Below are 14,701 nucleotides of genomic sequence, written 5' to 3'. Positions count from 1 at the left end.
TAATTATCTCCTACTCGATTAAGGTGTTATTATATTAGCACATTGGTGTTCTTGGTCCGCATGAGTTTTGTTGCATGGCTAATGCGCACCAGTCTTCGTTACGGAGTCCATGGTCATATTGGTGAGTTTCCATTCCTTCTTGTTTACAGATTACATAATCATGATGATTATGATGATGGTGAACATTGCGTACAACAACTGGTACGATATGTTCTACTCGATGATGATGGTGTACTTCTGGCATACAACATACAGTAGGCTCAACGACTTGGCAGCAACTTTCAAATTGCATAGGTCCACAAACTGGTGCTGGCATTGGATAGGCAGGTTGCATTGGTGCAACTTGAGGAGCCATAACTTTTGTTTCACATGCTTCAGGTACGTTGACCATCTCTGTTTTTACTGGCATTGGTTGTTGCATAGTAGGCATTGCATACATCATTGGAGCTTTATATCCTCCACATCTATTATATCCATTCATAACTCATAACATCCTTTCCTCAGTAATTCAATTACAATATAGTATATTACAGGAGGTTGAAGTGGGTTTGGCGGAAGCCCAAATTAATTATTTTTCTATACAATTTAACTATAAAAAAAGACCAAAAGTATTGGTCTTTTTTGTTTTATTGTACAAGGGTAAATGTATCGTCAGTTAATTGAAAGTAATCTAGAAATCCTGATGTTGCATAGAGTTGCTTTTCATCCGTAACATATAGTGCTTCAACCCCAGAAATTGACTCAATTAAATTTAATCCTTGTTCAATCCCAAGAGCAAAAGCTGTTGTAGATAAGGCATCGGCAGTCATTGAACTATCAGCAATAATGGTGACTGACATGACATTATTTTGAACAGGATATCCTGTTTGCGGATCTAAAATGTGATGATAAATAACTCCATCTTGCTCAAAATAACGTTCATAAGTTCCAGATGTTACAACTGTTTTATCTTTGACACTGGCAATTCCAAGATACTCACCACGTGTTGAAAAGGGATTTTGGACTCCAATTTTCCAAGCTGCTTGGTTGGGTTTCTCACCATATGCATAAACATTTCCACCTAGGTTGATGATGGCATGCTTATTTCCATGTTGTTTTAAGATAGAGGCGGTAACGTCTGCTGCGTATCCTTTAGCAATTCCCCCTAAATCAATCATCATATGGGGCTGAGTTAGTTTTATTGTAAGATCTTTTTCATTTAACTCCACGTTTTTATAGTTGATTAAAGTTAAACTGTTTTCGATTTCTGAAGCCTCTGGAACATGGGCATCATCAAATCCAATTTCCCATAGTTTAACTAATGGTCCAACGGTAATATCAAACTTACCTTTTGCCAGTTCCGAATATGTTAAACCTGCTTTAATGACATCAAATGTGTTTTGAGAAACCTTAACTGCTTCTAACCCTGCTTGACGATTAATTTCAATAATTTCACTGGTTGTTGCATTATTAATTGTCATCATTGTTTCAATTTCTTCAATCGCATTGAAAATTTCATCAAAAATCTCTTGTTTAGGATTATCGTACAACGTAATATTGACAATTGTACCAAGTAAAAATTTATTTTGTGATACAGGCTCAACTGGTGTTTCTTCTTTTGTTTGACAACCTACTAATAGAAGTAGGAAGACAAACAAAAAGGGCTTCATATGTTTCATAGTTGTCTCCTCCATTTTTTTCTCTTTAATAGGATATCATATTCTAGACTATAAAAAAAAGATAAGATTTTCAACTTGTGAAAATCTTATCTTTTCAATTTAGTCTAATAATGGACCACTAGCCAGTGCTTTTATAGCTAGTTCGATAAATTGATGGACTTCAATTGTTACTCCATTGACATCAGTTGTTTTATTTTGTTCATTGAATGTCATTTGCATGGGATCTTGAATTTCAATTAAATGCTGTTCTAAGAGGTTGGCTTGCTGATTCCAGTGCTTTGAGTACGCTTCTTCATCTAATACCTGATTAGCTGCTTTTAGATTGTTAGTAGGAACGGTATCCCAATGAGCAGCAATAATATATCCGTTTTCAATTAGCATATTAATCGTGTGTTTCATTCCATTATTACTATCTTCTGTTTCGGCAAAGTATTGTCCATTTTGATAAGGACCTATTTCAATTGGTCCTTCTGTCATCGCAGTATTGAATAATTCAATAAACGGAGAGAGGTCAATTGTAATACCTTCAATAGTAGGAATGGTGTCCGCTGTCAATAATTCATGATAATCTTGATCGTTTATAAGATAGGACTCTATTAATTGTAGTTGTTCATGCCATTTGAGATCTGATGAATCAATAGTGTCCGATATATATTCTCCATTAATCGATAGAGTTCGTTTATAGGTTGTTGCTTGTTCATTGACCGCATCAAATGTTATACTTTCAATTTGTCCATTAACGACTTCAAAGTTAACGATATTTTTCCATCCATTAGTAGAATAAGTATCCGCTTCAGCGAAATAATGACCATCATTTAGTGTCTGAATTGGAGTACTCAAGTCGTTAGATTCAATCGTTAATAATTTAACATTATCTGATTGCAAGAGTACCTCAGTATGAGTATCATTTGCATCGCAAGCGCCTAGTAGGCTAATCATTGAAATGATGGTCAGTGATATGGTTTTATATTTCATAAACTGTCCTCCTATTATTTCAAGTTAAAGTCCTTTTTGTTATTTTAACATAGCTCGAGCAAAGTTGATATGGGCAAATGTTACTTTTATTGTCGAAGAAAAACTAGATCAGTTTCAAAAAGTGAAATTTAATTCAGAGGTAATGATGTTTAGTCATAGATAAATATTAATAGGGAAAATAAGCAGGCTAACAAAAAGATTGTATTTGTGAAAAAATGTGATAAAATATTAGTGAACTAAATGGATTTCTAGTTTGAGAGATTAACTTTCCTATTTAATAAAGTATTGTGTCGAAATAAAGGGCTGACACTGAATATGGTATTAGGGGAAGTTACTTTTTTTATGACGGTGAGAGGTTATAAAGAAAGCGTGGTTATTTGAGGAGGAGTTTCATGAAGAAAGTAGTAGTACTTGGTGGAGGATATGCAGGTGTCCTTACAGCTAAGAAATTAGCCAAAAAATTCAAGAAGAACAAAGATGTTCAAATTACATTAATTGATAAGCAATCGTATCATACAATGTTGACGGAGTTACATGAGGTAGCTGCAGGACGTGTTAACGAAGAATCAATTCGTATGGATTTAAAGAGTATCTTTGCAGGACGTAATGTCAATGTTGTGTTAGATGAAATTAAGAATATTGATTTTGAACAAAAGGTTTTAACATCTAACGATGCAACGTATGAGTATGATTATTTAGTGATGGGAACTGGATGTAAACCAACATTCTTTGGTATTCCAGGATCTGAAAATGCACATCAATTATGGTCTTATACTGATGCAGTTAACTTACGTGAACACATTTTAAATATGTTCCGTCAAGCTGCTTTAACAGCAGATAAAGAGAAGCGTCGTGAGTTATTAACATTCGTAACAGTTGGGGCTGGATTCACTGGAGTTGAGATGGCTGGTGAATTAGGAGAATGGAAAGATGAATTATGTCGTTCATTCCATATTGATAAAGATGAAGTGACTTTATACGTGGTTGATTTTGCACCAAAAGTGTTACCAATGTATCCAGATAAATTAGTTCGCAAAGCAGAGCGTCGTTTAATTAAATTAGGAAATGAATTAGTGATGAATTCTGCGGTAAGCGAAATTCATGAGGATAAAGTAGTTTTAAATAAAGGTGAAAAAGTCATCAATACACGTACTGTTATTTGGGCAGCAGGTATTGAAGGTTCAGATATTGTTGATCAAGCTCAAGTTGAAAAAGCTGGTCGTGGACGTATTGTGACAAATGGTCACTTACAAGCAAAAGATTATCAAGATGTTTATGTCGTTGGAGATAATATTTTCTATATTCCTGAAGGAGAAGAACGTCCAGTTCCTCAGATGGTTGAAAATGCAGAGCATTCAGCACCAGTTGTTGCGCATAATATTGCCGTAGATATTAAAGGTGGAGAATATAAAACTTATAAACCAACATTCCACGGTTCAATGGTATGTATTGGATCTCGTTATGGAGTAGCTCAAGTTGGAATGCCGGGGATGTGGTTCAATTTATCAGGATTCTTCGCAATGGCATCAAAGCATTTAATTAACTTAGTATACTTTGTTCAAGTTTTAGGATTCAATAAAATTTGGTCATATTTAATGCATGAGTTCTTCCATACAAAAAATAACCGTTCAATGGTAGGTGGATTATTATCTAATTCAGCTCCAGTATTCTGGAAGTTCCCATTACGTGTATTTGTCGGATTTATGTGGTTACAACAAGGTTTATCAAAATTACCTAAAATTATTCATGATTTCAATAATGTATTCTTATTACCACAACCTCCAAAAGCGGACGCATTAGGTGCAGCATCAGGAGCAGTAACTGAAGCTGTAACAGCAGCGTCAGGAGCGGTAGCTGAAGCTGTAACAGCGGCGTCAGGAGCGGTAACTGAAGCTGTAACAGCAGCGTCAGGTGCAGTTAATGAAGTGGCAAATCAGGTGGCTTCAAATGGTGGAGATATCTTTACAATGTTAGCTGATTTAATTCATGATTTTATGAATTGGATTGCAGTCTTACCTGTTCCAGGATTTGTTGAAAATATGGTAGGATGGTCAATGGATGCCTTCTTCTATACTCCAGATGGAACACAATTTACCCAATTAGCAAGCTTAGTTCAAGGTGGAATGATCTTCGGAGAAATCATCTTCGGTGGTATGTTAATTATCGGTTTATTCACTCCAGTCGCAGCGATTGCAACAATTGCAATGGGATGTATGATTTGGGCTTCGGGTATGGCGCCAACTGAAATGTTATGGTACTTAGTTGGAGGATTCGCTTTAATTGGAAACTCTGGAATGGTATTAGGTTTAGATTATTATGTTTGGCCTTGGTTACGCGAGATGATGAAACGTATTCCATTATTAAGAAAATGGTATCTATACGTTGATTAATTTATAATATAACAATTGGGGAAACATAGTTAATACGATAGCGTATTGGCTATGTTTTTCTTCTGATAGCCGGTATTTTCAACGGGTTGATATATAAGGTAGTATTCCAATGATGTAGGTGATAACGTATGAATTCATTTTGGCAAGAAAAAACCGCGATGATTGCTCACCTTAATGAGGTTGATCAAGTTATTGGGAAACAATTAACAGTTAAGCAACGAAAGATGAATGAAATATTACAAGATCTAGCGTCATCAGGTGGAAAGCGAATTCGACCTGGATTATGTATTATTGGCGCTGGATTCGGATCTAAACCAATTGAATCCATTTATCCACTAGCTGCCGTTCTTGAAATGTTACATTTAGCCACTCTTGTTCATGATGATATTATTGATGATGCAACACATCGTCGTGGAGCATTAACAACGCAACAAAAATATGGAAAAGATTATGCTGTTTATACTGGTGATTACATCTTTACCAAATGCTTTGAAATCTTAGCAGAAAATTATGAACTTCATCATATGAAGGAATTATCAAAGGCGGTTTCTCGTGTCTGTGTTGGTGAAATTGAACAATTTGATGGTCGTTTTAAATCGCATACTTCTGTTAAGAAATATTTAAAAATTGTGGGCGCTAAAACATCTGCACTTTTAGCAACTAGCTTAGCAGTTGGTGCTTATGAAGCGGGGTGTGATGAACGATTCTGCAAAAAGCTTGGTAAGATTGGACTGCATGTTGGGAATGCTTTTCAAATTATCGATGATATTTTAGATTATACGGGGGATGAGGCTCGAGTTGGTAAGACATTAGGAAATGACTTAAAACAGGGGTACTACACATTACCATTAATTTATGCTTTAAGAAAAAATGATTCAGTTCTAAATAGGTTATTAGCAGCTGATGTTTATGATGATGAAACAATCAAACGTATTATTGTTCGTGTGAATGAGTTAGGTGGTGTACGTCAAGCACAATTACTTGCTGAGAAATACACCATTAAATCTTTAAAAGAAATCTCATCTCTTCCAACGTGTCAATCACGAGATGATTTAGAATGGATTACAAAGCGACTATTAGTAAGAGAGCATTAGAGTTATTCTAATGTTCTTTTTTTATCTTAACGTTATAAGGTTATATTGTTATCGTAACCAAAACCGTGAAAAAGTGACAAAAATATGGATTTGTTATCTACATAATATAGGGTATATAGGTTAAAATATAGAAAGTGGTACTTGTTTAATTTTTTAATAACAAAGAGAGAGTGAATCCCCGTACTACTTATAGTTTATTTTTGAAAGGAGATTTAAAAATGAAAACTTTACAACGAATTGGTAAGGCATTTATGGTGCCAGTCGCCTTATTACCAATTGCCGGATTGTTATTAGGAATTGGGGCATCAATGCAACAATCACTTTTAAATTATCTTCCATTTTTAGATAATGAGTTCTGGCAAACAGTTGCAGCCGTTATGAATCAATCGGGTCAAATTGTATTTGATAATTTACCTTTGTTGTTTGCAATCGGAGTTGCTTCAGGATTAACTGGAGATAAAGGAGTCGCTGCACTGGCTGCAACAGTTGGTTTTTTAATTATGAATGTTGTAACAGGAATTTTTATGCCTGATACGTTGCCTGAAAAGTTATATGCAAATATCTTAGGAATTGAGACTTTACAAACTTCTGTTTTTGGTGGGGTTATCATTGGGTTATTAACGGCTTATTTATATAATAAGTTTTATAATGTTAAGTTCCCAGATATTTTATCTTTCTTTGCCGGAGCACGTTTTGTTCCAATTATTACAGCATTATCATCTATTTTAGTCGGAATTGTTTTAGCCTTCATTTGGCCACCAATTGGTAATTTAATTGCAAGCTTCGGTAATATTGTTGCATCTGAGGGAACAAATCCACTTTATATTTGGCTATATGGAACAGCAGAGCGTGCTTTAATTCCATTTGGCTTACATCATGTTTTCTATTTCCCTCTTTGGTATACAGAAGCAGGAGGAATTTATACATCAATAGATGGTGTTGTTGCAATGGGGGATCAAAGAATTTGGTTCCAACAATTATCTGATTTTTCAAACTACGGTTACCAAGCGATGCTTGAAAATGTCCAAGCTCAAGGAGCGACATTAGCTGGACGCTTCATGACAGGAAAATATCCATTTATGATTTTTGGACTTCCAGCTGCTGCCTATGCCATGTATCAAGAAGCAACCCCTGAACGTCGAAAAGCCGTAAGTGGTTTACTTTTATCAGCCGGATTAACAGTCGCCTTAACGGGAATTAGTGAACCTATTGAATTTACATTCTTATTTGTTGCTCCCGTGTTATTTGCAATTCATGCTGTGTTAGCTGGATTATCATTTATGTTAATGTATTTATTTAATGTTCATGTTGGAATGACATTCTCTGGAGGATTAATTGATTTAGCGGTTTATGGAATTTTACCAGGAAATGAGTTTACTAGTTGGATTCGTATTCTTTTAGTGGGAATTTTCTACGCACCACTGTACTACTTTATTTTCCGATTTGCGATTCGACGTTTTAATTTGCCGACACCAGGACGCGGTGAATCGGAAGATAAGTTAGTATCTAAAGCTGATTATCAAGCATCTAAATCAGTATCTCGTGATGAAAAAGCTGCTGCAATTTTATCTGCTTTAGGTGGCTCAGGAAATATTGACACCTTAGATGCATGTATGTCACGTTTACGTGTTTCAGTGCATGATATTGACGAAGTTGATCAATTAAAAATTAAAGAATTGGGAGCTTCAGGGATTTTTGTTTCAGGTAATAATTTACAAGCAATCTTTGGAACAACATCAGATCAGCTAAAATCCCAAATTGAAGAAATTATTCGCGAATCAGAAAAAAATAAGTAAAAAATAGTTGAAAAGAATAATAGTTGACCGTAGAAAGCGCTTTTATTTTAAAAAAAAGTAAAATACATCTATATTTGTTGAAAAAAAACACTATAATAGATATGAAAGATATTAGGAGGTGCACCATGGGAATTTTTGACACATTCAAAAACTTATTCAGCAAAAAGACTGAAGAACCAAAAAAAGGAATCTTTGCTCCAATTTCTGGTACATTATTACCGATTAGCGAAGTTCCAGATCCAGTATTCAGTCAAAAAATGATGGGAGACGGATTTGCTATCGAGCCAACTGAAGGAAAAGTATATTCTCCAGTTACAGGTAAAGTATTAAATGTTTTCCCAACAAAACACGCTGTAGCATTAGAATCTAACGAAGGGCATGAAATCTTAATTCACTTCGGTATGGATACTGTTACATTAAAAGGTGAAGGATTCACTGCTCATGTTGGAGAGGGAGATACAGTAACACCTGATACATTGTTATTATCAGTTGATTTAGATGCTGTACGTCCAAAAGTACCATCATTAGTGACACCAGTTGTTTTCACTAACTTAGGTGATAAAGCAATCGAGTTAAAGAAAACAGGATCAGTAACACACGGTGAAGCTAGCATTTTAGAAATTAAATAAATTTGTGAAGTATATAACTTGATTTTTAGAGATTGACACGTTACAATAAACGTAGAAATCACTTATGGAAAGAGGAGCGATTATTGATGGAAAAAATCTTCAAAATTACAGATGAAACTGGATTACATGCTCGCCCTGCTACAGTATTAGTAAATACAGCTAGCAAATTCAATGCAGAAATCTCATTAACATACCGTGACAAAAAAGTTAACTTAAAATCAATCATGGGTGTTATGTCTTTAGGAATCCAACAAGGTGCTGAGATTACAATCTCTGCTGAAGGTGATGATGCTGAAGCAGCAATCACAGCTTTAACAGAAACTATCACAACTCAAGGATTAGGTGAATAATACTTATCTAATTTAGATACAATAGTACTGGGAAACCAGTACTTTTTATTTGCTTATTTTTGGATAATTATGTGACAAAACAACACATGTAACCTGTTACATATAAAAGTTTATTGTGTAACCTGTTACATATGTTATAATAATTAAGTATATATCCAGTGAAAATGAAAGGGGTAGCATTGTGAATATTAAAGGTATCGCAGCGTCAAATGGTATTGCAATTGCAAAAGCATTTAAATTAATTGAACCAGAATTAACTGTAGTGAAAGCTACAATTTCGGATGTTGAGGCAGAAATCAACTTATATAAAGAGGCTTTAGTTAAAACAACTGAAGAGTTACAAAAAATTAAAGTTAAAGCTGCACAAAACTTAAGTGAAGAAGAAGCAGCAGTATTTGATGCTCACATCAATATGGCAAATGACCCTGAGTTATTAAGCCAAACAACAGATAAAATCAAATCTGAAAGCGTTAATGCTGCTTATGCATTTGATGAAGTTTCAAATATGTTCATCATGATGTTCGAAAGCATGGATAACGAATACTTCCGTGAGCGTGCAGCAGATATTAAAGATATTAAAAAACGTATTTTAGCTCATTTATTAGGAGTTAAAGTAAATGATCCAAGTACAATCGATGAGCAAGTTGTTATCATCGCTGAAGACTTAACACCATCTGATACAGCTCAATTAGATCGTAACTTCGTTAAAGGATTTGCTACAAACATTGGGGGACGTACATCTCACTCTGCAATCATGGCACGTTCTTTAGAAATCCCAGCAGTAGTTGGTACAAAAACAATCTTAGAAGATGTTAAAGATGGAGATATGATCATCTTAGACGGATTAGAAGGAAATGTAATCGTTAATCCAACAGCTGAGCAAGTAGCTCACTATGAAGAAGTAGCTAAACAATACGAAGCTCAAAAAGCTGAATGGGCTAAATTAAAAAATGAAAAAACGGTTTCTAAAGATGGACAACACGTTGAGTTAGCTGCTAACATCGGAACTCCAAAAGATGTTGAAGGTGTTTTAGCTAACGGTGGAGAAGCAGTAGGATTATACCGTACTGAGTTCTTATACATGGGACGTGACAACTTCCCAACTGAAGAAGAGCAATTCGAAGCATACAAAGCAGTATTAGAAGCAATGGGAGATAAACCAGTTGTTGTTCGTACATTAGACATTGGTGGGGATAAAGAGTTACCATACTTACACTTACCAAAAGAAATGAACCCATTCTTAGGATACCGTGCGATCCGTTTATGCTTAGATGATACAGATTTATTCCGTACTCAATTACGTGCTTTATTACGTGCGAGTGCTTACGGAAAATTACGTATCATGTTCCCAATGATTGCAACATTAAATGAATTCCGTTCTGCAAAAGCATTATTATTAGAAGAAAAAGCTAAATTAGTTGCAGAAGGTGTAACAGTTTCTGAAGAAATCGAAGTTGGTATGATGGTTGAAATTCCGTCAGCAGCAGTATTAGCTGATCAATTCGCCAAAGAAGTAGACTTCTTCTCGATCGGAACAAATGACTTAATCCAATACACAATGGCTGCAGACCGTATGAATGAGAAAGTTTCATATTTATATCAACCATATAACCCAAGTATTTTACGTTTAGTAAAAATGGTTATTGATGCAGCACACAAAGAAGGTAAATGGACTGGAATGTGTGGAGAAATGGCTGGAGATCAAACAGCTATCCCATTATTATTAGGATTAGGATTAGATGAATTCTCAATGTCAGCAACTTCAATCTTACCTGCTCGTTCATTAATCAGTAAATTATCAAAAGCTGAGATGGCTGACTTAGCTGCTGAAGCATTAAACAAATCAACAGTTGAAGAAGTTATCGAATTAGTAGAAAGCATTCAAAAATAATGAATTTTAAGTGTGAAGAATTTTCTTCACACTTTTTTTATTCTTGCAAGAAATGCAATAATTTAAGAGAAAATGTCGCATAATATGAAGGAAGTTTATATGAAAAGAGTTGAAAAAAATGAGAAATTCATTATTTAATGAGAAATTAAATACAACTTTAAAGTCATTTTTATTTTTAATATTTGGAGTTATATTAATGGCTTTATGTTGTATGAATACGATAACACCAAGGGCAGCAACCGTTGATGATCGAATTGATCATTTTATTTATCAAGATCCAAAGCCAGAAAAAGTTGTTTATTTAACGTTTGATGATGGGCCATCTAAATATACATTAGATTTATTAAACTTATTAGAGGAGGAAGATGTTCCTGCTATTTTTTTTGTTATTGGTGAAAATATTGATCTTTTATCAAATGCAGATGAAGTTCTTAATGAAGTCTTAAAAAGAGGGCACTATATTGGACTGCATAGTATGACACATAATATGGATAAGTTATACAATGTTCCAGGAGCCCCACAAAACTTCGTGAATGAAATGCTAGAAGTTAAGGCTAAAATCAAAGAGTTAACAGGTTTTGAAAGTAATCTATGTCGACCTCCTTATGGTGGAAAGACTCATTTTAAAGCAGGGCATTATAAAGCATTAGAGGAAGCAGGACTTGAGTGTGTGGATTGGAATGTGGATTCATTAGATTGGTCGAAATCAAGTGCTGATGCAATCTTTAATCAAGTCGTCGCAGATTTAAAACACAGTAATTATCCAAATGAGGTTGTCTTATTATTTCATGAGAAAAAATTAACCTTAGAAGTGTTACCACGAGTGATTGAATATTATCGTAATCAAGGATATGTTTTTATGCCTTATTATGAGGGGGAAGAATTTGATTGTATGAAAAAATAGTCAAATTTATTATGAGCCAAAAAGAAATAATATAAACCATAAATTACCTTCTGTTTTTGTAGAATATTGTTGGAATTTAGAATGCATTTTCACAATGGGTATTGTATAATTAAAACAAATACAACAGATGGAGGGAAAAGTAGTGGCAAGACAACAGTATTATTCAAATTATGGTAGTTATGGTCGCCGCAATCGTGTAAAACCACAGGCTTACATTATTTTTACATTAGTGGCTTTCTTACTTGTTGTTGGAAGTTTCGTATTTAATATTTTTCAACAAGTAAATAGCTTAAGTGTGGCGACTGTTGAGCCAAGTTCTTTAAATTTTGAACCGATTACGACGGTTAATAGTTGGCATAACAAAGAGGCTAAATTTGTTTATTTAACATTTGATGATGGGCCATCTCAAAATGCAGAGAAAATCTTAGACATTTTAGATAGTTATGATATTAAAGGAACATTTTTTGTTCTAGGATCATCAATTGATAGATATAGTGGTTCAAAAGATATCTTAAAGCGTATGGCAGATACCGGTCACTACATTGGGATGCACTCGATGACGCATGATTATTCAACCTTATATGGTGACGAGAATGCGGCTCAAAACTTTGCCGGTGAGATGTTAGAAGAACAGGCACTCCTTAAAGAAATTACAGGTGGATTTGAGAGTGAATTATGTCGTGCCCCTTATGGGACAGGTGGAGGAACTTTTACAGATGCTCACGTTGAAGAGTTAAATAAAATTGGGGTTAAATGCTGGGACTGGGATGTTGATTCATTAGATTGGGAATCAGGAGCTTCAGTCGATAGTATTATGAAAAATATTGAATATTGTATGAATTTATGGAATTATCCAAGACAAACCGTTGTTTTATTCCATGAAAAAGACGTCACAGTTGAAGTCTTACCAAAAGTTATTCAATATTATACTGACTTAGGATATGAGTTTTTACCATATAATCCGGATAATCACATTGTTAAAAATCTATTCGGAAGCGATGATTTATAGGGGAGGATTGAGTATATGCGTAAACCATTTTTACCATTTGTTATTATTGGATTAATCGCAACTATTGGGGTATTCTTTGCTCTTACTTATAAATTCCCTGAAGTTGAAGCATTCCAATTTTATCAACAAATTGATCAAGAGATTGTAACCTGTGAGAAAAAATCACCGGATACATTAGAAACGACATTAAATGCCTTGCAATCACATGTGCGTGAGATTATTCTAGTAGGACAAACTTATGATGGAAGCCAGGATGTAACAGAGTTATTTACATCATTTAATGCAGAATATGAAGTGTTAAAAGATTACACAGCTAATGTTGTGACATGTATGAATAGTCAGTTAGAAGAAGTTAATTTTGATAAAGTAGAATCAACGTTATCAAAACTTCCTGAAAACTTAGCATCATTAGGTAAACAAATGTCAGTTTTACAACAAGCACGTACGGAGAAATTAGTTGCTTTAAATGCTGAGTTAGAGGTACTAGCAAAAGAGCTAACTAATTTTGAAGAAATGTTCTATAATACAAAAACAAGTGAAGCAGTTCAATACTTCCAAACTATTAATATGATTTTTAATACAATTGAAGAATTACATACAGAGTATATGAAATCAATTGAGGAGTATTATGCGGTGAAAACGGAATACTATGAAGCGATTGCCAATAAAGGTGTGCCTGACTATTTATTTAAAAAATAATTTTAAAGCTATGAATTTAATTCATAGCTTTTTTTGCATTTGAGTATGTTATAATTTATGTAAGTCCAGAAAAGTTTTTTACGGTGTAAAAAACTTTTAAGACCCTATCAACGGAGAATACATTTCCGTTGCAAATGACAGGGAACCCAAGCCCTAGCAGTTGAGGATTAGATTTCTTTCAGAAATCGCTAGGTGACCCATACCCTACCAGCGGAGGAAACATGCTTCGCATGGCAGGTGACCCACGGCATAATTATTAAGTATTTAGGTTGCCGTAGTAAATGTAGAAAATATTTCTGGTTGTATATAGAAGTAATTAATCGTGTCAAAGAAAGAGGGGGAAGTTCATGAAGATTGGATTTATTGGAATTGGTGTCATGGGTCAAGCAATGGCAGGTCATCTGTTAAAAGCGGGTCATGACTTATATGTTTATAATCGTACAAAAAGTAAAGCTGATCGCTTAGTCGAGGCTGGGGCTATTTGGTGTGATGATGTAAAGAGTATTGCAACAACTTGTGATTTAATATTTACCATTATTGGCGTGCCAGCAGATGTTGAAAGCGTGTATTTAGGTGAAGATGGTTTAGTGAATCATGCAAAAGCTCATTCAATTTTAGTTGATATGACAACCTCGACACCAGATTTAGCAAAACGTATTTATGAAGCAGGGCAAGCTAAAGGATTACAGTGTTTAGATGCACCTGTTACAGGTGGAGATGTTGGGGCGAAAAATGGAACGTTAACGATTATGGTTGGTGGAGACAAAGAAGCATATGATGAAATTTTACCGATTTTAGAGTTAATGGGTCAAACGATTGTTTATATGGGGTCTGCGGGTAGTGGTCAACATACAAAAATGGCGAATCAAATTGCCATTGCAGGAGCGGCTATCGGAATGGTTGAGGCCCTTGCTTATTCTAAAGGAGCTGGACTAGATTTAGAGACTGTTTTAAAGGCAGTAACGAGCGGATCGGCAGCAAGCTGGCAATTAAGCAATATGGCGCCACGTATTATTAAAGATGACTTTAATCCAGGCTTCTTTATTAAACACTTTATTAAAGATATGCGTATCGCTTGTAGTGAATCGAAGGCAATGAATGTGGATTTACCAGGACTTGAGTTAGTCTTAAGCTTGTATGAAGAATGTCAAAAACGAGAGTTAGAAAACTGTGGAACACAAGCTCTCTATAAATTATATGAAAAATAAAAAGTAGACCTCCGGTCTACTTTTTATGTGCGCCCGGCATGGGTATTATCTAACGGGTTAAAGTCCCGAGTACGTCCAAGTAGCGGAAAGTACATAGC

13 protein-coding genes are annotated in these 14,701 nt (G+C 34.8%); 10 read left to right on the top strand and 3 right to left on the bottom strand.

From position 1 onward, the window contains the following. Positions 1-34: 34 nt before the first annotated feature. The 3 genes from NEH75_RS12710 to NEH75_RS12700 all read right to left on the bottom strand — a co-directional run bounded on the left by NEH75_RS12710 (position 35) and on the right by NEH75_RS12700 (position 2,633). Complete coding sequence (locus NEH75_RS12710) at positions 35-481, bottom strand: hypothetical protein (protein WP_055243853.1); 447 nt, start codon at positions 479-481, stop codon at positions 35-37. 145 nt (positions 482-626) lie between these two features. Then, positions 627-1,658 (bottom strand): FAD:protein FMN transferase, encoded by a 1,032-nt coding sequence (locus NEH75_RS12705; protein WP_055305739.1) that lies wholly within the window; start codon positions 1,656-1,658, stop codon positions 627-629. 99 nt (positions 1,659-1,757) lie between these two features. Continuing rightward, positions 1,758-2,633, bottom strand: a complete 876-nt coding sequence (locus NEH75_RS12700) for a hypothetical protein (protein ID WP_055305738.1) — start codon at positions 2,631-2,633, stop codon at positions 1,758-1,760. Between the two features lie 392 nt (positions 2,634-3,025). Here NEH75_RS12700 and NEH75_RS12695 point away from each other — a divergent pair, with 392 nt between their 5' ends. The 10 genes from NEH75_RS12695 (at position 3,026) to NEH75_RS12650 (ending at position 14,603) form a co-directional block, all read left to right on the top strand. Next, positions 3,026-5,023 carry an NAD(P)/FAD-dependent oxidoreductase gene (locus NEH75_RS12695; protein ID WP_055243846.1) on the top strand — a complete coding sequence of 666 codons (1,998 nt, stop codon included), beginning with the start codon at positions 3,026-3,028 and terminating at the stop codon, positions 5,021-5,023. Between the two features lie 128 nt (positions 5,024-5,151). Further along, positions 5,152-6,117 carry a polyprenyl synthetase family protein gene (locus tag NEH75_RS12690; RefSeq protein ID WP_055305737.1) on the top strand — a complete coding sequence of 322 codons (966 nt, stop codon included), beginning with the start codon at positions 5,152-5,154 and terminating at the stop codon, positions 6,115-6,117. Positions 6,118-6,335: 218 nt separating this feature from the next. Beyond that, a complete protein-coding gene (ptsG, locus tag NEH75_RS12685; RefSeq protein WP_055305736.1) occupies positions 6,336-7,913 on the top strand; it encodes a glucose-specific PTS transporter subunit IIBC in 1,578 nt (525 codons plus the stop codon). Between the two features lie 125 nt (positions 7,914-8,038). Beyond that, entirely contained in the window at positions 8,039-8,542 is a 504-nt protein-coding gene (locus NEH75_RS12680; protein ID WP_055243840.1) for a PTS glucose transporter subunit IIA, read from the top strand. 83 nt (positions 8,543-8,625) lie between these two features. Beyond that, the gene (locus NEH75_RS12675) at positions 8,626-8,892 is read left to right on the top strand and encodes a phosphocarrier protein HPr (protein ID WP_262941337.1); all 267 of its coding nucleotides are present in this window, start codon (positions 8,626-8,628) and stop codon (positions 8,890-8,892) included. A gap of 181 nt (positions 8,893-9,073) precedes the next feature. After that, entirely contained in the window at positions 9,074-10,783 is a 1,710-nt protein-coding gene (ptsP, locus tag NEH75_RS12670; RefSeq protein WP_055276445.1) for a phosphoenolpyruvate--protein phosphotransferase, read from the top strand. A 118-nt stretch (positions 10,784-10,901) separates the two neighbouring features. Further along, the gene (locus tag NEH75_RS12665; RefSeq protein ID WP_238581302.1) at positions 10,902-11,687 is read left to right on the top strand and encodes a polysaccharide deacetylase family protein; all 786 of its coding nucleotides are present in this window, start codon (positions 10,902-10,904) and stop codon (positions 11,685-11,687) included. A 142-nt stretch (positions 11,688-11,829) separates the two neighbouring features. Continuing rightward, entirely contained in the window at positions 11,830-12,696 is an 867-nt protein-coding gene (locus tag NEH75_RS12660) for a polysaccharide deacetylase family protein (protein ID WP_055305734.1), read from the top strand. Between the two features lie 15 nt (positions 12,697-12,711). Further along, positions 12,712-13,395: a hypothetical protein gene (locus NEH75_RS12655; RefSeq protein ID WP_055305733.1), complete on the top strand. Its 684-nt coding sequence runs from the start codon at positions 12,712-12,714 to the stop codon at positions 13,393-13,395. A 347-nt stretch (positions 13,396-13,742) separates the two neighbouring features. Next, positions 13,743-14,603 (top strand): NAD(P)-dependent oxidoreductase, encoded by an 861-nt coding sequence (locus tag NEH75_RS12650; protein ID WP_212725018.1) that lies wholly within the window; start codon positions 13,743-13,745, stop codon positions 14,601-14,603. Positions 14,604-14,701 lie beyond the last annotated feature (98 nt).

It is taken from the genome of Turicibacter sp. T129 (genome assembly GCF_025594975.1).
GTDB classification, from domain to species: domain Bacteria; phylum Bacillota_I; class Bacilli_A; order MOL361; family Turicibacteraceae; genus Turicibacter; species Turicibacter bilis.
The sequence above is the reverse complement of the archived record's forward strand: the minus strand, read 5'-3'. Positions and strand labels throughout refer to the sequence as shown.

Bases quoted from the DNA above. Each gene is read 5' to 3' on its own strand.
- NEH75_RS12710 (WP_055243853.1), bottom strand. From the start codon at position 481: ATGAATGGATATAATAGATGTGGAGGATATAAAGCTCCAATGATGTAT.
- NEH75_RS12705 (WP_055305739.1), bottom strand. From the start codon at position 1,658: ATGAAACATATGAAGCCCTTTTTGTTTGTCTTCCTACTTCTATTAGTA.
- NEH75_RS12700 (WP_055305738.1), bottom strand. From the start codon at position 2,633: ATGAAATATAAAACCATATCACTGACCATCATTTCAATGATTAGCCTA.
- NEH75_RS12695 (WP_055243846.1), top strand. From the start codon at position 3,026: ATGAAGAAAGTAGTAGTACTTGGTGGAGGATATGCAGGTGTCCTTACA.
- NEH75_RS12690 (WP_055305737.1), top strand. From the start codon at position 5,152: ATGAATTCATTTTGGCAAGAAAAAACCGCGATGATTGCTCACCTTAAT.
- ptsG (WP_055305736.1), top strand. From the start codon at position 6,336: ATGAAAACTTTACAACGAATTGGTAAGGCATTTATGGTGCCAGTCGCC.
- NEH75_RS12680 (WP_055243840.1), top strand. From the start codon at position 8,039: ATGGGAATTTTTGACACATTCAAAAACTTATTCAGCAAAAAGACTGAA.
- NEH75_RS12665 (WP_238581302.1), top strand. From the start codon at position 10,902: ATGAGAAATTCATTATTTAATGAGAAATTAAATACAACTTTAAAGTCA.
- NEH75_RS12655 (WP_055305733.1), top strand. From the start codon at position 12,712: ATGCGTAAACCATTTTTACCATTTGTTATTATTGGATTAATCGCAACT.
- NEH75_RS12650 (WP_212725018.1), top strand. From the start codon at position 13,743: ATGAAGATTGGATTTATTGGAATTGGTGTCATGGGTCAAGCAATGGCA.